General features: G+C 62.1%; 24 protein-coding genes. 10 read left to right on the plus strand and 14 right to left on the minus strand.

Annotated elements, in window-relative coordinates:
* Positions 1–302 precede the first annotated feature (302 nt).
* The 5 genes from AC0L16_RS08760 to AC0L16_RS08780 all read right to left on the minus strand — a co-directional run bounded on the left by AC0L16_RS08760 (position 303) and on the right by AC0L16_RS08780 (position 3959).
* Positions 303–551: a hypothetical protein gene (locus tag AC0L16_RS08760; protein WP_473620186.1), complete on the minus strand. Its 249-nt coding sequence runs from the start codon at positions 549–551 to the stop codon at positions 303–305.
* Positions 552–807: 256 nt separating this feature from the next.
* Entirely contained in the window at positions 808–1233 is a 426-nt protein-coding gene (locus AC0L16_RS08765) for a globin family protein (RefSeq protein WP_135937609.1), read from the minus strand.
* Between the two features lie 461 nt (positions 1234–1694).
* Positions 1695–2303, minus strand: coding sequence for a transglutaminase-like cysteine peptidase (locus AC0L16_RS08770; RefSeq protein WP_473620187.1), 609 nt, complete (start codon positions 2301–2303; stop codon positions 1695–1697).
* Between the two features lie 264 nt (positions 2304–2567).
* Positions 2568–3185: a PilZ domain-containing protein gene (locus AC0L16_RS08775; RefSeq protein ID WP_473620189.1), complete on the minus strand. Its 618-nt coding sequence runs from the start codon at positions 3183–3185 to the stop codon at positions 2568–2570.
* Positions 3186–3320: 135 nt separating this feature from the next.
* Positions 3321–3959: a PAS domain-containing protein gene (locus AC0L16_RS08780; RefSeq protein WP_473620190.1), complete on the minus strand. Its 639-nt coding sequence runs from the start codon at positions 3957–3959 to the stop codon at positions 3321–3323.
* A gap of 421 nt (positions 3960–4380) precedes the next feature.
* Here AC0L16_RS08780 and AC0L16_RS08785 point away from each other — a divergent pair, with 421 nt between their 5' ends.
* Entirely contained in the window at positions 4381–5139 is a 759-nt protein-coding gene (locus AC0L16_RS08785) for a rhomboid family intramembrane serine protease (protein WP_473620192.1), read from the plus strand.
* 183 nt (positions 5140–5322) lie between these two features.
* Positions 5323–5754, plus strand: a complete 432-nt coding sequence (locus tag AC0L16_RS08790) for a CBS domain-containing protein (RefSeq protein WP_473620193.1) — start codon at positions 5323–5325, stop codon at positions 5752–5754.
* Between the two features lie 12 nt (positions 5755–5766).
* Here AC0L16_RS08790 and AC0L16_RS08795 read toward each other — a convergent pair whose 3' ends face one another.
* Positions 5767–6048, minus strand: a complete 282-nt coding sequence (locus AC0L16_RS08795; RefSeq protein WP_473620194.1) for a DUF6455 family protein — start codon at positions 6046–6048, stop codon at positions 5767–5769.
* A 222-nt stretch (positions 6049–6270) separates the two neighbouring features.
* Between AC0L16_RS08795 and gatB the strand changes: the two genes are divergently transcribed.
* From gatB to AC0L16_RS08810, 3 genes are all read left to right on the plus strand, one after another.
* Positions 6271–7770: an Asp-tRNA(Asn)/Glu-tRNA(Gln) amidotransferase subunit GatB gene (gene gatB, locus AC0L16_RS08800; RefSeq protein ID WP_473620196.1), complete on the plus strand. Its 1500-nt coding sequence runs from the start codon at positions 6271–6273 to the stop codon at positions 7768–7770.
* A gap of 10 nt (positions 7771–7780) precedes the next feature.
* Positions 7781–8434, plus strand: coding sequence for a GNAT family N-acetyltransferase (locus AC0L16_RS08805; RefSeq protein ID WP_473620197.1), 654 nt, complete (start codon positions 7781–7783; stop codon positions 8432–8434).
* A 66-nt stretch (positions 8435–8500) separates the two neighbouring features.
* Positions 8501–8953 (plus strand): phasin, encoded by a 453-nt coding sequence (locus AC0L16_RS08810; protein WP_473620198.1) that lies wholly within the window; start codon positions 8501–8503, stop codon positions 8951–8953.
* 133 nt (positions 8954–9086) lie between these two features.
* On the opposite strand, the gene panC is transcribed toward AC0L16_RS08810, so the two are convergent.
* Positions 9087–9938 carry a pantoate--beta-alanine ligase gene (gene panC, locus AC0L16_RS08815; protein WP_473620199.1) on the minus strand — a complete coding sequence of 284 codons (852 nt, stop codon included), beginning with the start codon at positions 9936–9938 and terminating at the stop codon, positions 9087–9089.
* Positions 9939–9951: 13 nt separating this feature from the next.
* Positions 9952–10794, minus strand: coding sequence for a 3-methyl-2-oxobutanoate hydroxymethyltransferase (gene panB, locus AC0L16_RS08820; protein WP_473620200.1), 843 nt, complete (start codon positions 10792–10794; stop codon positions 9952–9954).
* Between the two features lie 277 nt (positions 10795–11071).
* Between panB and AC0L16_RS08825 the strand changes: the two genes are divergently transcribed.
* The 3 genes from AC0L16_RS08825 to AC0L16_RS08835 all read left to right on the plus strand — a co-directional run bounded on the left by AC0L16_RS08825 (position 11072) and on the right by AC0L16_RS08835 (position 12722).
* Positions 11072–11470 carry an NADH:ubiquinone oxidoreductase subunit NDUFA12 gene (locus tag AC0L16_RS08825; RefSeq protein ID WP_077379234.1) on the plus strand — a complete coding sequence of 133 codons (399 nt, stop codon included), beginning with the start codon at positions 11072–11074 and terminating at the stop codon, positions 11468–11470.
* Positions 11471–11800: 330 nt separating this feature from the next.
* Positions 11801–12226 (plus strand): DUF2155 domain-containing protein, encoded by a 426-nt coding sequence (locus tag AC0L16_RS08830; RefSeq protein WP_473620268.1) that lies wholly within the window; start codon positions 11801–11803, stop codon positions 12224–12226.
* Positions 12227–12353: 127 nt separating this feature from the next.
* Complete coding sequence (locus AC0L16_RS08835; protein ID WP_473620269.1) at positions 12354–12722, plus strand: hypothetical protein; 369 nt, start codon at positions 12354–12356, stop codon at positions 12720–12722.
* A 12-nt stretch (positions 12723–12734) separates the two neighbouring features.
* On the opposite strand, the gene aat is transcribed toward AC0L16_RS08835, so the two are convergent.
* The 6 genes from aat to AC0L16_RS08865 form a co-directional block, all read right to left on the minus strand.
* On the minus strand, positions 12735–13352 hold the full coding sequence (gene aat, locus AC0L16_RS08840; protein ID WP_473620201.1) for a leucyl/phenylalanyl-tRNA--protein transferase: 618 nt from the start codon (positions 13350–13352) through the stop codon (positions 12735–12737).
* Positions 13353–13381: 29 nt separating this feature from the next.
* The gene (accC, locus tag AC0L16_RS08845) at positions 13382–14725 is read right to left on the minus strand and encodes an acetyl-CoA carboxylase biotin carboxylase subunit (protein WP_292598582.1); all 1344 of its coding nucleotides are present in this window, start codon (positions 14723–14725) and stop codon (positions 13382–13384) included.
* A 19-nt stretch (positions 14726–14744) separates the two neighbouring features.
* Positions 14745–15203, minus strand: a complete 459-nt coding sequence (accB, locus tag AC0L16_RS08850) for an acetyl-CoA carboxylase biotin carboxyl carrier protein (protein WP_023798158.1) — start codon at positions 15201–15203, stop codon at positions 14745–14747.
* A gap of 26 nt (positions 15204–15229) precedes the next feature.
* Complete coding sequence (gene aroQ, locus AC0L16_RS08855; protein ID WP_473620271.1) at positions 15230–15664, minus strand: type II 3-dehydroquinate dehydratase; 435 nt, start codon at positions 15662–15664, stop codon at positions 15230–15232.
* A gap of 135 nt (positions 15665–15799) precedes the next feature.
* Positions 15800–16603, minus strand: coding sequence for a DsbA family protein (locus AC0L16_RS08860; protein ID WP_473620202.1), 804 nt, complete (start codon positions 16601–16603; stop codon positions 15800–15802).
* 119 nt (positions 16604–16722) lie between these two features.
* Complete coding sequence (locus AC0L16_RS08865; protein ID WP_473620204.1) at positions 16723–18117, minus strand: M48 family metalloprotease; 1395 nt, start codon at positions 18115–18117, stop codon at positions 16723–16725.
* A gap of 222 nt (positions 18118–18339) precedes the next feature.
* On the opposite strand from AC0L16_RS08865, the gene AC0L16_RS08870 reads away from it, so the two are divergent.
* Both AC0L16_RS08870 and AC0L16_RS08875 read left to right on the plus strand, forming a co-directional pair.
* The gene (locus tag AC0L16_RS08870) at positions 18340–19488 is read left to right on the plus strand and encodes a pyridoxal phosphate-dependent aminotransferase (protein ID WP_473620205.1); all 1149 of its coding nucleotides are present in this window, start codon (positions 18340–18342) and stop codon (positions 19486–19488) included.
* A gap of 4 nt (positions 19489–19492) precedes the next feature.
* A complete protein-coding gene (locus tag AC0L16_RS08875; protein ID WP_473620206.1) occupies positions 19493–20422 on the plus strand; it encodes a glutaminase in 930 nt (309 codons plus the stop codon).
* Positions 20423–20505: the final 83 nt, after the last annotated feature.

Here is a 20505-nt window from a genome sequence, read left to right on the forward strand (position 1 = left end):
TTCTCCAAGTGAATAGTGCGGCGAATTTGCCGGACCGCTTCCTTGTGACGGCGCTGCGTTTGAACGAGGGTGGTTGCGTTCGTGGAATTTGCCATGGAATTGCTTGATCCACATGCTTCCACGCTACGAAACGATCTGCGAGACGTGGGCCTTGTTCAAAGCGCCAAAACCCCGGCGAGGTGATCACCAGGGATTGCGCAGTTGAGTAATTCTTGTGTTGAAGGCCTGGCCCGACTTCGGGGCGTCCTCTCGTGCCCGTCGAGCCGAGCCTGTTCAGCAGGCCGGGTCAATGTGGATCAGCATCATTTCGCGTTCAAGCGACCGCGTTGAGCGCTGTTGGCAATTGTAAACCGCATGGACGTGACGTGATTGATCTCCGAGCGGCCGATGCTCATGTCGTTGAGCAGATAGTCGGGCATTGAATCTAGCGCGACTCGCCCGCTGCGCATCTTCAATGCACGGAAGGCCAGGCGGATCGCGGATTTGGCGAAGCCGATAGCGTCGAGCCTGTCTCTCGAAGCGGAATAGTTTGCGTGATCGATAGTGGTCATTTTTGTCTCCATCCTCGCGACGCGACCATTCGCGCCGTCGATTAGAGGAGGTTGCGATAAGACCAGCGGCTTGAGCGTTTGAGCCTCGGTCGAATTATGGTCGAATTCGAGGGAATGGATCTGTTAAACTGCGTATGCAACCAGGGGAATCGACAGCCACTGTCAATCGCGGCCGCCGGGCTGGGCCACGGGCGCGTTTGGTTTCAAAGCGCGAACATCGCTAACTTAAGTGCCGATTGTTCCGGCATCGGATGCCTCACGCTGCGAGCTGATCCTCGCGGGCAGCCGCGATCATCACACTTGCGAGCAACGCATAGGCTGCCTCCCAAGCCTCGCGGACCGCCGGCGTGAAGGCCGTGCCGAGGCCGGCCGCCATCGTGTCGATGAGCGCTTGCCCGACGATCGGGTAATGATGCTCCTTGAAACCGCAGGCCACATGACGCTTGGCGAGCTCGCGTACGGTCGGAAGGACGGTGTTGGCACGATCCAGTCCGCGCACGACGGAGCCCAAGCTCGCCATCAGCTCTGCGCCTTGCTTGGGCATGTCGCTCGCCAGAAACAGTGCGCGAAGATCCGAGTCGATCGCGAACAGGCGTTCATAGAACAGAGCCGCGGCTGCCACGCGTATCGGGAGGACCTCGTGGAAACTATCCTGGACAAGTCGAATCTGGTCGGGTGTCATTGGCGACGCTCCTGCGCTCCTGGCCTGCGTGCGGCTCGACCATCCGCCCAAAACGTTTCGCATGCATGTCGCCCGGCGCGTCGATTTGTTTCAGTTGTGTCTCAATTGGGGGTTCGGTTTGCGCTCAGTTGTATTCAGATTTCTTCTGTGTCCTGACGGTGCCCCGAAACCTCTCAATATGACCAAGCGTCTAGGAACATTCCTGAACAGTCCTCGGATCACAGATCATCGCCTGGTAGCTCACGGCCGAAGCTTATTGCGCCGGTGAATTTGTCGCAATCGGACCAATGTCCGCACCGGTCGTCTCCCGCCATTCCCAACGCGCAGGTAGGATTTGTCACCACCAGGATCCCAGTACCGCTTGAAAAAAAGTGGAGCCGGCCCGGGGACGGGGCCGGCTCCTAAAACCCGGTCGTTGGGGACGGGGAGGTGGGGCTCGACCGGGTTTTTGCGTCGCGTCCTTAGCGGACGCTGGCAACCGCGCCGGAGCGGCCGTCGTTGATCGTCACCCAGGCGCCCGAATTCTGGCTCGATTGGCGCTTCAGGTAGGTGTAGTCGGTGTTGGTCCAGGACAGCACCCTGGTTTCGAGGTTGTCGAGGATGAACTCTCCGAGGCTGGTGCGCACGGTCAGCACCGCGTGGCCGTCTCCGTTCGGCTGGCGCGCAACCGTCATCAGCAGGTCGCCGGCCGGAACGCCGATGTTCATCAACGCGCGGCGCTTTTCCAGCGCATAGTCCTCGCAGTCGCCGAATTCGCTGTTGGAATAGGACCAGACCTCTTCCTTGCCCCACAGTTCCATATCGGTGCGCGGCGCGATCCTGCTGTTGACCGAATTGTTGATGCTCACGATCTTCGCCCACAGCTTGCGGGTCAGCTCGATCGGCGCCTGCTTCGGCGTCCGCTGATTGCATTCCTGCGGAATCTTCTGGCAGAACGCGTAATGGCCGACCGGCTGTGTGGTGCGGCTGCCGGTGTGCATGAAAGCAGGTCCCGCTGCATACGCTGTTCCCCAGGCGGTAAGCTGCGTCGCCATTGCCAAGAGCAACAGCTTGCCCCTCGTCTTTTTCATCGTCCAGTCTCCCCGTTTGAGGAGACAATGACACGATTGGATTTATTCGACGCAAAGGCTCGAAGTAGACATTAAGTAAAACGCCCATAGAATAAACATAAAATTTGAATCATTTCAGTATAAAATTGTTGAGGCGTTTTCGCCGGGATCACATCGGCGCGGCGCGGCGCCTTGGCGCGGCATCGGTGGCAGGCTGCGTTGACCGGCGCACCAACAAAAAACCGGCCGAAATGGGCCGTCGATTGCGGGAATGTTTGTTGTTTGTCAGGCGCCGGATGCGTTGAATTCGGAATCGAGCGTTTCTGGCCTCTGGACGACCGCGAACTCGATGGCGATGCCGTCCTCGAAATGGCGCACCACCTGGCCGCGCATGGTGCCCAGCATGACCTGGATGCCGATTGCCGGCTTGACGTCGATCTCGACCGCGGCGCCCGAAAGCGACAGGTCGATGATGCGGCACTGGTACTGGCGGCCGTCGCCGAGCTGAAGCACGCTGCTCGGATTGCGCGGCGCCACGCGTTCGTGGCGGCGGTCTTCCGGCAGATCAAGCTCGTGCTTGTTGGCAAGCCAGGTCAATTGCGCTGCAAGCTTGTCCTTCTTGCGTTCCGACGCGATGACCGTCATCGCGAAACCGTCCTGCAAGATACGGGTGACGACGCCTTCGATGCGGCCGATGTGATCGATATAGGCGATGACTTTCTCGCCCGGCATGCCGATGCGCTCGGTGCGAAGCGCTACATTGCCCGGCGACATGTCGACCACCTGGCACGGATGTTCGGTGCGGTCCTCCAGCATGAAGCGCCCATAGATCTTCACGCGGACGCGCTGAAAGTTGCGCCTTTCAGCTTGGGACGGTGCGGTGTCGACCGCCGCTGACCTCATGTCTGCCTACACCCCGTTTGGCATTCCGCGCGTTGATGCGAGGAACTTCGCCGGAAAGCTACAGCGAAGTGGGTTAACAAAGGGGAAAGCCTGATACCGCTACTTTAGGATTTTGGGCTACTTTAGGTTTTTGGATTATTCCCCGCGCCCGCCGTCTAATACGACCAGATGACGGATGCGGCGCGCCTGGCCGAGCGCCGAAATCGTCTGGGACGGATCGAGTTCCGACGGGACGAGCGAGGGAACGTCGATGGCCGGCCGGTTCTTGAAGAATTTCGGTTCGTTCTCCGGATCGACGACACGGATCGAATCGATCAGGGCGTCGGCGATCGGATCCGCGCCCAGCCAGAAGGGTTTTTCAGCGGCGCTTATCACGCCGAGGCAGCGCGGATTGTCGACGCCGCCGTCGAGCGGCAGGGCGAGCAGCTCGAACTTGCTGGAACGGTCGGTGCGGCTGAAACCTTCATAGGTGATGAGCACTACGGATTTCTGATCGAAGACGCCTTGGATCAGTTTCGAGATGAGCCGCTGGTCCTTCTCGCGCCACAGCGAGGGAAAGGAAAACCCCTTGAGTTCACGGCCATAGAATGCGCAAAGCCTGGTGCCGGCGAGCCGGAATACCGCTTCGCCGCGCGTGTCCTTTTCCAGGATGAATGTGTCGGCCAGCAGCGACTTGATATCGGCCGGCTCGACTTCCGAACGCTTCGGGGCAGGGCGCCCGTCACGCAGCCGGTTCCAATAATGGAACAGCGTGATCGATCCGTTCTGGTTCATGTTATGCTGCTCCGCGCAATCTGTCGTCTGATGTCCCATCGGTGAACAGAAGGGCGCCCTCCGAGGACCTACATGCGTTGCGGAGCAGGATGCGTGCCAGCATCGTTAACACTTGTTCACGGGTCGGGGCCGTTAAGGTTAACAAGTGGTTTACGTTGCGCTCCGCCCAGGCCCGTGGCACGTTAAAACCACTCCAGAAGCGGTCGTTTCGCAGCGATCGGCAGCATTTCAGTCAAGAGTTTGGGGGAGCATGGGGGCTCGACCAGCCGTTCGAGGGCAACCTTGGACGGCTTCTTTTTGATTCGCGCCAATTTTGATTCGCGCCATTTTGAGTTGCGTGGGGCGATTCGCCCCTTTGTGAATCGGGTGACCGTGATCTACATGCTCGCGAAGTCGAATCCAGCGACTGAGTGCGAGCCATATGAGCGAACCAGCAAGCCCCTCGGAAATCGAACAGGGCGAGGGCGGACCTGTCAGCCGCGAGCCGGAGCCGCGCCGCGAGCCGGTATTCAACATGCCGCCCGTCGTGCTGGCGCTGATCGGCATCTGCGTCGCCGTTCACCTGGTCCGGTTCTACTGGCTCACCGACGACCAGGATTTTTCCCTGCTGATCCGAACCGCCTTCATTCCGATCCGCTATTCCGGTCGCTTCGACCTCGATTTCTACGCGTTTTCGAGCCCCTTCACCTATGCCTTCCTGCATGGCGGCTTTGCACATCTGGCCATCAACATGGTGTGGCTGGCGGCTTTCGGCTCACCGCTGGCGAACCGCTTCGGCGCGCTTCGTTTCAGCCTGTTCTTCGCGGCGACGGGGCTGGCGGCGGTATTGCTGTTCTGGGCCGTGCATCCGCTCGGCCAGACGCCGCTGGTCGGCGCATCGGGGGCGATTTCCGGCATGATGGGGGCCGCCGCGCGCTTCGGCTTCCGCACCGACCGCTCGTCCGGCAAAGCCGCCTTCGCCGGCGCGCCGCTGCCGATGGCGGCGGTGTTCCGCTCGCGCGGCGTTGTGACCTTTCTTGCCATCTGGATGGTGATCAATCTCGCCACCGGCCTCGTTGCCTTCGCGCCCGGCATCGACAGCCAGATCGCCTGGGAGGCCCATATTGGCGGTTTCGTCGCCGGCTTCTTCGGCCTGCGGGCTTTCGATCGGCGCCAGCAGGCGGATGAGTTCAGGGCCTGAAGCATGTCGCCCAAAAGCATGCCCCCGGTCTTGAACCGAGGCTGCGCCGCGGTTTTGCGACAACGGCATGCGATGCGCATTAAGGCGCCGCACTTGAAAACCAATCGATCGCGGCGCACGATGTCTGGCACTAGGGAAAGCCGGTCAGGGCAGGAACCGGCAAGGTAAACTGAGGAGGACGCCATGACTGTTAAGGCAATTCTCGAGCAGAAAGGCCACGACGTGCTGACGCTCGGGCCGAACGAAAAACTGAGCGGGGCCATTCGCATCCTGGCCGAGCACAGGATCGGTGCGCTGGTCATCACCAATGGCGATCACAAGATCGTCGGCATTCTTTCCGAGCGCGACGTCGTGCGGGTCCTCGCCAGGGAAGGGGCCGCCGCATTGGATATCGCGGTGCGTTCGGCGATGACCCCCAAGGTAAAGATCTGCAATGAGAACCATACCGTCAACGAGGTCATGGAGATCATGACCAGTGGCCGTTTCCGCCACCTGCCGGTGGAAAAGGACGGCCTGCTCGACGGCATCGTGTCGATCGGCGACGTGGTCAAGCGGCGCATCGAGGATGTCGAGCGCGAGGCCGCGGAGATCAGGGCCTACATCGCGACGGCGTGACGGCTAGTCTCTTCAGCCCGCCCGCTGGCATAGGCCGCCCGCACGTTGCAGCCGTGCGATCAGGTCACGGTTGCGGCAATAATCAGGCGGATCGTCCGGTTGCTCGTTTTCGTCGAGCCAATCCGTGCATTCGTCCTGATGGCCGCACGAACGGCAGCGGTCGACAGCGCGACGGGTGACCGCTGCTTGGTCGGGTACGGTTTTCAATTGCCGGTCGACGCCCAGCTTCTGCATCATGCGGCCCGTCAGTGCGGTCCGGACGTCGACTGAAATCAAATAGTCGAAAAAACTCATGTCGGTCTCTCCTGCCTCTTGGCGATCATGCCATAGTGGCAACCGACGACATTGATCTCGGTCAACAGGGGGATCTCAGTCAACAAGAGGTTCTCGATCAACAAGGGGAGTCTCTGTCAGCAGGGGCACTCCCTTGCCAGTTCCGGCCGATTGATCTAGCGAACAGTTGATTTTGTCGGCCGTCAACGCCAGACAATTTGAACAACAATTATCTGGATCGCCATGACCCTTATCGACACCCGCACACCCGACGCCAAGCGCCTGATATCAGGCGCCACCGGCGACTGGGAAATCATCATCGGCCTCGAGGTTCATGCGCAGGTGACCTCGCAAGCAAAACTGTTCTCCGGCGCCTCGACGGCTTTCGGTGCGCCGCCCAACGCCAATGTCAGCCTCGTCGATGCGGCGATGCCGGGCATGCTGCCGGTCATCAACGAGGAATGCGTCAAGCAGGCGATCCGCACCGGCCTCGGGCTGAAGGCCGAGATCAACCACAAATCGGTCTTCGACCGGAAAAACTATTTTTATCCCGATCTGCCGCAGGGCTATCAGATCTCGCAGTTCAAGCAGCCGATCGTCGGCGAGGGCAAGGTGATCGTCTCCGTCGGCCCGGACCGGCACGGCGAGTTCGAGGACATCGAGGTCGGCATCGAGCGCCTGCACCTGGAGCAGGATGCCGGCAAGTCGATGCACGACCAGCATGCAACCATGTCTTACGTCGATCTCAACCGCTCCGGCGTGGCGCTGATGGAGATCGTCTCCAAACCCGATATGCGCTCCGCCGACGAGGCCAAGGCCTATGTCACCAAGCTGCGCACCATCGTGCGCTATCTCGGCACTTGCGACGGCAACATGGACGAAGGCTCGCTGCGCGCCGACGTCAACGTCTCGGTGCGCCGGCCCGGCGGCGAATTCGGCACGCGTTGTGAGATCAAGAACGTCAACTCGATCCGCTTCATCGGCCAGGCCATCGACTACGAGGCGCGCCGCCAAATCGCCATTCTGGAGGACGGCGGCAAGATCGATCAGGAAACGCGGCTGTTCGATCCTAACAAGGGCGAGACGCGCTCGATGCGTTCCAAGGAAGAAGCGCACGACTACCGCTATTTCCCGGATCCCGACCTGCTGCCGCTGGAATTCGACCAGGCCTATGTCGATGCGTTGGCAAAGGATCTGCCTGAATTGCCCGACGCCAAGAAGGCGCGGTTGATCTCCTCGCTCGGCCTGTCGACCTACGACGCCTCGATCCTGGTATCGGAAAAGGCGGTCGCCGACTATTTCGAGAAGGTGGCCGCTGGTCGCGACGGCAAGCTTGCCGCCAACTGGGTCATCAACGATCTGCTCGGTGCCTTGAACAGAGCCGGCAAGGGTATTGAAAATGCTCCGGTTTCGCCCGATCAGCTCGGCGCGGTCATCGACCTGATCAAAGAGGGCACCATCTCCGGCAAGATCGCCAAGGATCTGTTCGAGATCGTCTGGAACGAAGGCGGCGATCCGCGCCAGCTGGTCGAAAGCCGCGGCATGAAACAGGTCACCGACACCGGCGCCATCGAAAAGGCGGTCGATGAGGTGATATCAGCCAATCCCCACAAGGTCGAGCAGGCGCGCGCCAAGCCGAGCATGGCCGGCTGGTTCGTCGGCCAGGTGATGAAGGCGACAGGCGGCAAGGCCAACCCGCAGGCCGTCAACGACCTCGTCAAGGCCAAGCTCGGGATCGAATAGGATGATGTTCGTGCGCACCGCCGGCGAGCGCGATCTTGCCGCGGTCCGCGCGCTGCTGGTCGAAACCTGGCATGCAACCTACGATAGTATTTATGGTGCTGCCAAAGTCATCGAGATCACTGATGAATGGCATTCGATCGCCTCGCTCAAGGCGCGGCTGACACGGCCGAACTCCGAATTCCTGGTCGCAGACGACGGCAAGCGCATTGGCGGCATGGCTTTCGCCGCAGCCACCACGGATGCGAAGATCGTCATGCTGAACCAGCTCTACGTGCATCCGGCCTGCCAGAGGCAAGGGATCGGCCAGGCGCTGCTGGAAGAGGTCGAGGCCAGCTTTCCGGAGGCGCGGACGCTGCGCGTCGAAGTGGAAGAGGCAAACGCTCTCGCCGTCGCCTTCTATCGCTCGAAAGGGTTTTTGCCCGCCACTGCCGACTGTGGCGTTGCCGGCGCTGATTTTGGAAAAGGCGATCGGATAGAATTGCCTGGCCTGACAGGTCGCAGTCAGTTGCGTTTTACGGGCTGCGCCGGTCGGTTGCGGGCTGAATTGCGGAATCGCGGTCAGCAAAAAACACGCCCGCAGGTAGAAATTCACCTGTGGCTAGCGCGAGGCAAAAAAGCATGGTGCGACGCACAAAAATGTTGCAATGCACTGCGGATGCCGTAACGTCAGGGCCCTAGATGAACGAGACGGCTTTTCTACAAAGGTCGCCCGCCGCAAAGGATGGAAACTATGACCAAGACCTCTGATAAACCTGCTGAAAACGTCGAAACCGCAGAAGTCCCGACCGAGGTAACCGATCAGTTCCGTGCCGTCGCCGAAAAGGGCGTCGAGCAGTCGAAAGAAGCCTTATCGAAATTGGCGACCGGCGCCGAGGTGACCCAGAAGGCTCTCAAATCGTCCTTTGAAACAGCCAAGACCGCCAGCAATGAACTGTCGCTGAAGACGATCGCCGCTGTGCGCGCAAATGTTGAGGCGAGCTTTTCTCACCTTGAAGCCCTGGTTGCCGTGAAATCGCCCTCCGAGTTCATCGAACTGCAGACGGCTTTCTTGCGCCAGCAGGTGGAAAAGTCGGTCGAGCAGAGCAAGGAGCTTCAGGTGGCGGCGACAAAAGCCGCAGAAGACGTATCCAAGCCGATCAAGGATGTCTACGAGAACGCGATGAAGGATCTCAAGGTCGCCTGATTGGCCTAATGCACGGTCGCGCAAAAGCACGCCCTCGGGCTTGAACCGAGGGTGCGAGGCGGTTTTGCGAAAGCGACATGCATCAAACAAGAACTAAAGCGCGTCGCATGAATCCATCCAAACGGCACGCGCTTTAGGCGGAGGGAACTTCCAAATTGTCGATCAGCCTGGTCTTGCCCAGCCAAGCGGCAGCGAGCAGGCGTCCGTCGCGGTTTGGCCGCCACGGCGCGAGCGTCAGGCTCTCGCGCGCCGCGACATAGTCGACTTTGTCGAAGCCAGCCTCGACCAGCGCGCGGCTGGCCTCCGCGGTCACGCTGCCTTCATCGGCGCCTGCCGCGAGTGCCGCCGCCGCCCGGCGCAAGATGGCGTTGAACTGGCGTGCCACCGCAAGTTCGGCATCGCCGAGATAGGCGTTGCGTGACGACATGGCGAGCCCATGCGCGTCGCGTATTGTTGGCGCGCCGATGATGTCCACCGGCAGATCAAGATCGCTGCAGAGCCGCCTGACGACGCAAAGCTGCTGATAATCCTTTTCGCCAAAGACCGCGCAGTCGGGCGATGCCTGCAGGAAGAGCTTTGCCACGACCGTTGCGACGCCGTCGAAGAACGTCGGCCGGAAATCCGATTCCAGCCCCGCGGCTGGCCCGCCAACCGAGATCCTGGTGGCGAAGCCGGCCGGGTACATCTGCGCCGCACCAGGGGTGAAGGCAAGTTGTGCGCCGGCCTCGGCTAGCCGATCGAGGTCGCGGCCGAGCTGGCGCGGATATTTGTCGAGGTCTTCACTCGGCGCGAACTGGGTCGGGTTGACGAAGATCGAGACGACGCAGCGATCGGCCTTTCCCAGCGCGATCCTGATCAGCGAGATATGACCATCATGCAGCGCACCCATGGTCGGCACCATGGCAAGGCTGAGGCCATCGCGACGCCAGTCGCGGATTTGCGCGCGAAGGGCGGCGACGCTGTCGACGACGAGGGGCCGGCTCATGCTTCGCCCCGGTTCATGGTTCGCTCTTGTCGGCTGCGGCCGAAAAAACGTGGCTTGGGCCGGGGAATGTCCGGCTGCGCACCTCCGCCGCATAGCTGGCTGCCGCCTGCGATATGACGCTGCGCAGGTCGGCATATTGCTTGACGAATTTCGGCACCCGGTCGACGGTCAGGCCGACCATGTCGTCGATGACAAGGATCTGGCCGTCGCAGTCGCCGCTGGCGCCGATGCCGATGGTTGGAATGGAAATGTGCCGGGTGAGGTCGGCGGCGACGGTCTCGACGGTGCCTTCGATGACCACCGAGAACGCGCCGGCCTTTTCGACCGCTTCGGCGTCGCGATAAAGGGCAGCCACGTTCTCGTCGGTCCGGCCCTTGATCCTGTAGCCGCCGTCGCTTTCCACCGATTGCGGCTGCAAGCCGATATGTCCCATGACCGGAATGCCGGCAGCGACAATCGCCGCAATCTGCCGGGCAACCGTGACGCCGCCCTCCAGCTTGACCGCCTGGCAACCGGTTTCGTCGACGACCCGCCGCGCCGAGGCGACGGCTTGGCGCGGCGTTGCCTCATAGCACCCGGCCGGCATGTCGACCACCACACAGGCCCTGGCTGACCCTCGCATCACCGCTTGTCCGTGGGCGATCATCATCGCCAGCGAGGCGCCCAGCGTGGTCTTGTGGCCATGGAGAACCATGGCGACGCTGTCGCCGACCAGAAGCAGGTCGACATGATCGTCGAGCAGGCGAGCGACGGGGTAGGTATAAGCGGTGAGGCAGACGACCGGCTCGCCGCCCTTGCGCAGGCGAATGGAGCTGGCACTGATCCGCGGATCCGCGCCGGATGCATCTGGGGCCATCGTTACCTCCCTCGACCGTCAATCAGGCTGGGTACCTGCATGCCGCGCGCAGAGCTTTAGAAAGACCGGGCAGCCTTGGCAAGGCATGCCTCGACAGGTCGCGAAAGGCTTGCCACGGTGCGTCGGTTTTCCGACGGCCATTTGCGCGGCTCATGCGGCAAAACCCTTGCCTTGGCGACGGCCTGACGCCATAAGCAGGAAACAGGCGCCGCCGCTGCCGCCGCGAGGATCTGGGCCGCGAGGATCTGGGCCACGGGGATTTGCCACGGGGATTTGGATGAAGACTTTCCTTCTGCAGTTTTTCACCTGGTGGAATAGCCAGACGCTGGGCACGCGCTTCCACACCTGGCGGCATGGCAAGAAAGTCGGGCAGGACGAGGCCGGCAACGTCTATTACGAGGGTGGTGTCGATTCGGAAGGCCGCACCCGCCGCTGGGTCATCTATCGCGACTATTCGGAAGCCTCGATGATTCCGCCCGGCTGGCATGGCTGGATGCATCACCGCGTCGATGTCCCGCCGCCGAGCGACACCTACAAGCCACGCGACTGGCAGAAACCGCATCAGCCGAACCTCACCGGAAGTGCCGCCGCCTATCGCCCCAAAGGCTCCATACTCAGCAATCAGCACCGCCCGCAGGTGACCGGCGATTACGACGCCTGGACGCCAGGGTCGTAACCGCTCGCCAGGCGCGGATCGGTCCTTTATCGCCACAATTGGCGTTTAGCTGCTTGTCGATCTGACAGCAGCGACTAGCCTTGGGCGCGACAGAATCGCCCCGGGCGCAAACCACCGGATCCCTACATGAGCATTTTCAGCCGAATTTCGATGGGCGGACTGACGGTGGCCGCCGCTTTTGTCGCCTGCGCCATGGCCGCCGCACAGACGCTGGAGCCGCCAGTGGAACCGGGGGCGCCGATGGAGCTGGAGCCGCCAATGAAACCGGGGGCGCCGATGGAGTTGGAGCCGCCAATGGAACCGGGGGCGCCGATGGAGCCGGAGGCGCAGATGGAACCGGATGCAACAGTGGACCCGGATGCGCCAGTGGAACCGGATGCGACAGTGGCGCCAGTGGCACCGGTGGCGCCGCAACGCATCACCAATCCCGTCGCCGAATTCGCCGGCATCGACAAGATCACCGGCCGCATCATCACCTTCGATGTCTATATCGACGAGACGGTGCAGTTCGGCGCTTTGCAGGTGACGCCGCGCATCTGCTATTCGCGGCCGCAGACCGAAGAACCGAAAACCGATTCCTTCGTCGAGGTCGACGAGATCACGCTGGATCGCAAGATCCGCCGCATCTTCACCGGCTGGATGTTTGCCGAAAGCCCCGGCCTCAACGCCGTCGAGCACGCGGTCTACGACGTCTGGCTGAAGGGCTGCAAGCAGAAGTCGCAGGTGCCGGCACCCGACGCGGCCAAAACCAATTAGCCAAGACCAGCTATAATGGCTGGCGTGCGGGACCGCCTGTTCGCAATCACCTACTGAGCCTTCCGGAACCGCCTTATTCTCCGTGCGTTGGTCATGGCTGGCGTACGGAGATGTTCCCATGAGGGCTATGATGGCTAATAAGAGCGAGCTTCTCGAACTCGAAAAAGGGTTCTGGACCGGCGATGCCGCCTATTTCAAAGCCAACGCCGACACCGAATGCCTCGTGGCTTTCCCAAACATGGCGCAAACGATGAGCAACGCCGATCTGGCCGAAACCGCGACGGACCCGAATCGCTGGCGCGATCTCGACATCGACCTCAAAGGCATCATCGAGCCGGGCAGCGACATTGTCATGCTGACCTATGAGGCCCATGCCACGCGCGAGAATGGCGAGCCTTATGCGGCGCTGGTCAGCACCGGCTATGTCCATCGCGTCAATGGCTGGAAGATGATGTTCCACGCGCAGACGCCTCTTGAGCCTGGCGCAAAAACCTGACCCTGGCGCAGGTCACGGGAAAAAGACCGCCTCGCCCTTCAGCGCGTCGGCCAGCATCTTTTCGTATTTGCCCCTTGGCACGTCGACCGCGCCGAAGCGTTTGAGGTGCTCGGTGGTGAACTGCGTGTCGAGCAAGGCGAAGTGTCGTTGCTTGAGGCGTTCGACCAAGTGCACCAGGCAGACCTTCGACGCGTCCGTTTCCCTGGCGAACATGCTTTCGCCGAAGAACACCCGGCCGAGAGACACGCCGTAGAGGCCGCCAACCAGCCGACCCTCGCGCCAGGCTTCGACCGAATGGCAATGGCCCATCCGATGGAGTTCGACATAGGCCTCGCGGATCGGCGCATTGATCCAGGTCGACCGGCGTTCCTCGCGCCTCTCGGCGCAGCCGTCGATGGTCGCCTCGAAATCAAAATCGAAACGGATATCGACCAGGTTTTTGCGGATCGCCTTCCTCAGGCTTTTGGGCGTGTGAAAACCATCCAGCGGGATGATGCCGCGCGTCTCCGGCCGCACCCAGAACACTTCGGGATCGGTGGCGCTTTCGGCCATCGGAAAGACGCCCGAGGCGTAGGCCTTGAGCAACAGGTCGGTCGGGATGCGATAGCCTGGCGCGTAGGGACGGGTCATCGCGCCATTATATTCTATAAGTTCACGTCCTAATCCTCATCGGCCAGATATTTTTCCAGCCAGTGGATGTCATACTCGCCATTGGCGATATCGGCATTGCCGACGAGATCGCGAAACAGCGGCAGCGTCGTCTTGATGCCGTCGACGACGAATTCGTCGAGCGCCCGCCGCAACCGCATCATGCATTCGACGCGATTGCGGCCGTGCACGATCAGCTTGCCGATCAAACTGTCGTAGTAGGGCGGGATCTTGTAGCCAGAATAGACGCCGGAATCGACACGGATGCCGAGGCCGCCCGGCGTGTGGAAGTGGGTGATCGTGCCGGGCGAGGGGGTGAAGGTGCGCGGATCCTCGGCATTGATGCGGCATTCGATGGCGTGGCCCTGAAAGCGGATCTCTTCCTGGCGCATGGAAAGCCCGCCGCCTGAGGCGACGCGGATCTGCTCGTGCACGAGGTCGATGCCGGTGATTGCCTCCGTCACCGGATGCTCGACCTGCAGGCGCGTGTTCATCTCGATGAAATAGAACTCGCCGTTCTCATAGAGGAATTCGATGGTGCCGGCGCCGGAGTAGCCGAGATCGGCGATCGCCCTGGCACAGACGCCGCCGATATGCGCGCGCTCCTCGGCATTGAGCGCCGGGGAGGGCGCCTCTTCCCAGACTTTTTGGTGGCGGCGCTGCAGCGAGCAGTCGCGTTCGCCGAAATGCACGCCGCGCCCGGCACCGTCGCCGAACACCTGGACCTCGATGTGGCGCGGCTTTTCGAGATACTTCTCGATGTAGACGGCGTCGTCGCCGAAGGCGGCACCGGCCTCCGAGCGTGCCGTCTGCAGTGCGACCACAAGATCGGCTTCGCTGCGCGCCACCTTCATGCCGCGTCCGCCGCCGCCGGCCGACGCCTTGATGATCACGGGATAACCGATCTCGGCGGCGATGCGTCTGGCTTCCTTTTCCTCGGTGACCGCTCCGTCGGAGCCGGGCACCACCGGAATGCCAAGGCGCTTTGCGGTGCGCTTGGCCTCGATCTTGTCGCCCATGACGCGGATGTGATCGCCGGACGGGCCGATGAAGGTGATGTTGTGAGCGGCGAGGATATCGGCGAATTTGGCATTCTCCGACAGGAACCCGTAGCCCGGATGCACCGCGTCGGCGCCGGTGATCTCGCACGCCGCGACGATCTGGTGGATGTTGAGATAGCTGTCGCGCGACGGCGGCGGGCCGATGCAGACGCTCTCGTCGGCGAGCCGCACATGCATGGCGTCGGCGTCGGCGGTGGAATGCACCACCACCGTCTGGATGCCGAGCTCCTTGCAGGCGCGCAGCACCCTCAGAGCGATTTCGCCGCGATTGGCGATGAGGATTTTCTGGAACATTTTTCGGCTGTTCCCGGCTCTACTCGATCACGACGAGCGGCATGCCATATTCGACCGGCTGCGCATCCTCGAACAGGATCGCCGTCACCGTTCCGGCACGGGGCGAGGGGATCTGGTTCATCGTCTTCATCGCCTCGATAATCAGCAGCGTCTGGCCTTCCTTGACCTGTTGGCCGACTTCGATGAACGCCTTGGCGTCCGGCGATGGCGCCAGGTAGGCGGTGCCGACCATCGGCGAGGCCACTGCGTTCTTGGACACATCGGCCGCTGCCGGGGCGGCTGCGCCAGCCGGCTGCGCTGCCGGCGGCGCATAGGCGGGCTGCGCTGCGGCGACCGCATGGACGGCCGGCGCCTGTCGCGACACGCGCACCTTCAAGTCGCCCAGCTCGACCTCGATCTCGGTGAGGTTGGTGTCGTTCAGTATGCCCGCCAGATCGCGGATAAGCTGCTGGTCAACACCATTCTTCTTTATCGACATTTTCGAGCCTTCTGTTTGTTGGCCGGTCATATGCGCGCGGCCAGCGCCTGCAGCGCCAGTGTGTAGCCGAGCGGCCCGAACCCGCAGATCACGCCGACGGCGACCGGCGAGACCATGGAGAGGTGGCGGAATGCTTCCCGCGCATGGATGTTGGAAAGATGCACTTCGGCGACGGGCAATGGCGCGACGGAGCGGATGGCGTCGTGAATGGCGATCGAGGTGTGGCTGTACGCGCCCGGATTGATGACGATGCCTGCAGCCTTGTCGGCGGCTTCCTGTATCCAGTCGACGAGGTCGCCCTCATGGTTCGACTGACGGAAATCGATCTCGAGCCCAAGTGCCGCACCTGCCTGCTTGCAATCGTCGGCGATCGCGGCCAGCGTCTTGCCGCCATAGATGCCTGGCTCGCGCTTGCCGAGCGCGTTGAGGTTGGGACCGTTCAGGACGAAAACCGTTTTCAAAATGCCGACCTTTTCCCACGCCGGCATCAGTCGGCGCGCCGGACCTCTATAATGGGCTTAAACGCCTGCGAAAAGAGCGCAAGTGGGTTCTTTCGCTGTCCACAACAGCTGGAAAATGGCTTTTTCCGAAGCCGATCAGAGTGCGGCCTTGGCCGCCTCGATCTTCTCCGCCAGCACGTTCTGGCCGAGCGCACCGAACACCACCTCGTTGCCGACCACATAGGAGGGCGTTCCTGTGATGGCCAGCTTGTTGGCAAGATCATAGGTCTTGGAGAGGGCCTCGGCGATCGACGGATCCTTCATCTTCTCGCGCAGCGTCGCTTCGTTGGCGCCGAGCGAAAGCGCTACCTTGATGGCCGCTGCTTCGGTGGCGCGTCCCTGGGCGCCGAGCAACGCGTTGTGGAACTCGCCGTATTTCTCCGGCATCATCAGGTGGAAGGCCATCGAGACGACGCTCGCCTTCTGCGAATCCGGGCCGAGGATCGGGAACTCCTTGAGCACGAAGCGCAGCTCCGGATCGGCTGTCGTCAGCGTCTGCATGTCCTCCATGGCGCGTTTGCAGTAGCCGCAATTGTAGTCGTAGAATTCGACGATGGTGACCTTGCCGTTCGGATTGCCGACGACGCCGTCGAAGGCCGAGTTGAAGATCTGGTCCTTGGCATCTTTGATGACCTCGAGACTGGCGACGCGCTGCGCCTCCTTCTGCTTGGCCTCGAGCGCTTCCTGAGCTTCCAGCAGCACTTCCGGGTTCTTCAGGAGATAGTCGCGGATGATGCCTTCGACTTCAGCCCGGTCGATCTTGGTGTCGGCGGAGGCTGCCTGGGCGATCTGCGCGGCATCGGCCTTTGCCGTCTGCGGACTTCCGGTCACGAACCCGAAACCCAGCATGGCGAGAGCGACTGCCACGCCCGTGGTGCCCAGCAGAATTGCCTTCTTCATCATCCCTAATCCTCTTGCCTGGTTTCCGGCCCGGTTGCCCGACCCGATTGGTTTGACGACCCGATTGGTCCGACTACCCGATTGGTTCGACTACTTGTCGCCGCGCACGGCCGGAAGGTTCACTTTTTCTTGCCTGATGGTGCGTAGTTTATGATGTCCTGCGCGCGGATCCAGCCCGGCTCGCCGCGCTTCATTTTCATCTGCGCGCGCATTGCGAAGATCTTGGCATCCTTGTAGGCGCCGGAATAGAAATGGCCTTCGGCGGTCGCAAGGTCGGCGGCCGGAATGTTGCCAAGCTCGCCATAGGCCTGCGCAAGATGGCGGTAACCGACGGCGTTTTCTCGGTCGCGCGCGAGACCCTTGTTGATCTGCACCACCGCTTTCTCCAGGGAATCGGGCGTGCCGACGGCCATCAGCGCCTGGCCGTAGGAAACCGGCAGCAGCCCGGATCGCGCTGGGTCGAGGCTGACCGCCTTGGCATAGGCTTCAGCGGCAGCCTTCGGTTTGTTCGCCTTCATCAGGATATCGCCGCGCAACTCCTGGAAATAGGGGTTCTTCGGCTGTGCCTTGATCAGCGCGTTGGTCTTGGCGAGCGCCCCGGCCAGATCGCCGAAAAGATAGCTCGTCTGCGCGGCGCCATATTGCGAGGCGAGGCTGCCCGGCATCTTGCGCATCAGCCGCGATGCGGCGGCCTGACCTCCCATATAGGCGGCGATCTTGATGCGCATCATGTCGTGCCGCTGCTGCAGCGCCGGCGGATCGACCTTTTCGACGTAGGGGCTTTTTTTGACCAGGACTTCGAGGTTGGCGATGCGTTCCCGCGGCAGCGGATGGCTGATCCGGTAGGGGTCGACCTGCGCCCCCGACAGCGAGAGCGCGCTCTGAAAGCGGCCGAAGGTCTTCAGCATGCCCAGGCCGGACTGGCCGGTGGCATTGAGATAGGTTATCGCCGAGCGGTCGGCGGTCATCTCTTCGGTGCGCTGATAAGCGAGGATACTGCGCTGCGCCATCTCGCCGCCGCCAGCTGCAACCCCCATGCCGGCGCCGGCCAGGCCTCGGCTTTTGCTGGTGGCGCCGGCAACCATGGCACCGGCGCCAAGCAGCGTCGCGATGATGGCCATCGTCTTGGCGCGTTCGAGCTGGTTGCGCAATTTTTGCTGGTGGCCGCCGGCGATGTGGCCGGCTTCATGGGCGATGACGCCAATGATCTCGTTGGGCGTCTCCGCCGACATCAGGGCGCCGGTGTTGATGAACAAGCGGGACCCGGCAACGAAGGCGTTGAAACTCTGGTCGTTGACCAGGACGATGTCGACGCCGTCTTCCGGCAGGCCCGCGGCCCTGAAGATCGGCCGCGCATAGGCGCGCACCAGCGCCTCGATCTCGGCATCGCGCACCACCGGCACGTTTTGCGCGAAGGCGCTGACGATGCTGGTCACAGCGACCGTCGCGGCAAGCGAAAGCGTCGCGAAGGCGCGCGCTGCCCTGGCTATCGTCGATTTGGGTCGGCTCAACATGGCAGGTCCACTGGTAGACGAGCGGGTGAAGGATGAAAAGTCGGCACTGAAACTTTACTGAACTTGTGAACCTCACATCAATCGGGCATTTGTGCGGCGCGGGACGCCAAAGCTCGGCGCCGGCAGCCGGCAAGCGCCGACCCGAGGGCCGATCTCAAAGGGCTGACCTAGAGGGCCGACCTAAAGGGCTGAGCCAAACGGCGAACAAGGAAATGAGGTCAAATGGTTGTATCGCTTTCGCGTCGCGGCGACGTCGAGCCGTTCCACGCCATGGACGTTCTGGCGGAAGCGAATCGGCTGAAGGCCAAGGGAGTGCCGGTCGTTTCCATGGCCGTTGGCCAGCCGTCCGATCCGGCGCCGACCGGAGTCAGGCAAGCGGCGACGCACGCATTGAAGATGGGGCGCATCGGCTACACCGACGCATTGGGTCTTGCGGGCCTGCGCGAGGCAATCGCCCAGCACTATGCCGACCACTACGGGCTGGCCGTTTCACCCGGCCGGATCGCCGTCACCACCGGATCGTCGGCCGCCTTCAACCTGGCATTTCTGGCGATGTTCGATCCAGGCGACCGTGTCGCCATCGCCGCACCCGGCTATCCGGCCTATCGCAACATCATGGCCGCGCTCGGCATCGAGATCGTCGAGATCGAGCTCGACGGTGATGCCTATCTCCACGCCGAACATCTGAAGGCTGCACATCGCGAAAAGAAGCTGAAGGGCGTGTTGTTTGCCAGCCCCGCCAATCCGACCGGGGCGATTATCCCCGCCGACGAGCTGTCGGCGCTGGTGACGACGGCACAAGAGCTCGGCATCGCCGTGATCTCCGACGAGATCTACCACCGGCTGGCTTACGCTGCGCCGGACACCACAGCACTTGCCTACGGCCTTGACGTGACGGTGATCAATTCCTTCTCGAAATACTACTGCATGACCGGTTGGCGCATCGGCTGGATGGTGCTGCCGGAACCATTGGTGCGGCCGGTCGAGCGCATCGCCCAGAGTCTCTACATCTCACCGCCGGAACTGTCCCAGATCGCCGCGATCGAGGCATTCAAGGCAACCGCGGAATTGGAGGCGGTGAAGGCGCGCTACGCGGGCAATCGCCAGCTTTTGATGAAACGCCTGCCCGAACTCGGCTTTACCCTGGCGGCACCGATGGACGGGGCGTTCTACGCCTTCTGCGATGTCACCAGGCACACCAACGACAGCATGGCCTTCGCGCGCAAGATGCTGGCCGAGGCGTATGTGGCGGCGACGCCCGGCCGCGATTTCGATCCGCTTCAAGGCCATCGAGCCATGCGCTTTTCCTACGCTGGCAGCCACGACGAAATGGTCGAGGCGATGATGCGCATCGAGCGCTGGCTGAGGTAGCGCGATGCCGGACCTCGAGCAGGCTTTGACCGAGATTGCCGCCGAAATGGCGGAGCGCACGGATCGCGGCGACGTTGCGACCTACATTCCGCAACTCGGCAAGGTCGATCCGAAAAAGTTCGGCATTGCCGCGGTGACCAATGACGGTCGCGTGCTGATGGCGGGCGACGCCGATGAGCCGTTTTCGATCCAGAGCATTTCGAAGGTGTTCACGCTGACACTGGCGCTCGGCAATGTCGGCGACGCGCTGTGGCGGCGTGTCGGGCGCGAGCCTTCGGGCAACCCGTTCAACTCGATCGTCCAGCTCGAGCACGAGAACGGCATCCCGCGCAATCCGTTCATCAATGCCGGCGCCATCGTCATTTCCGACATTCTGATCGCCGGCCACCAGCCGCGCGAGGCGATCGGCGAGATCCTGCGCTTCATCCAGTTCCTGGCCGACGACGAGACCATCATCATCGACCGCGAAGTCGCGGCTTCGGAACGAGCCACCGGTTTTCGCAATTTGGCGCTCGCCAACTACATGAAATCCTTTGGCAATCTCACCCACGCGCCGGATCTGGCGCTGGGCGTCTATTTCCACCATTGCGCCATCGCGATGAGCTGCCGGCAGCTTGCTCTGGCCGGCCGCTTCCTCGCGAATGGCGGCAAGAACCCGGCGACTGGCCATTCCGTGGTGTCGGCCGAGCGCGCGCGCCGCATCGGCGCGATGATGCTGACCTGCGGTCACTATGACGGCTCCGGCGATTTTGCCTTTCGCGTCGGCATCCCGGGCAAGAGCGGCGTTGGCGGCGGCATTTTAGCGATCGTGCCGGGCGTGGCCTCGCTCGCCGTCTGGTCGCCCGGCCTCAACGCCAACGGCAATTCCCGGCTGGGGTCGATTGCGCTGGAAAGACTGGCGAAGATGATGAACTGGTCGGTCTTTGCGCCATAAGGATTTGGGGCGCCATTAAGATTTGGGGCGGGCGCTTCAGACAAGAAAAATCCCGCGCTGTCGACAGGACAGCGCGGGATTCT

It is taken from the genome of Mesorhizobium sp. WSM4848 (genome assembly GCF_055811375.1).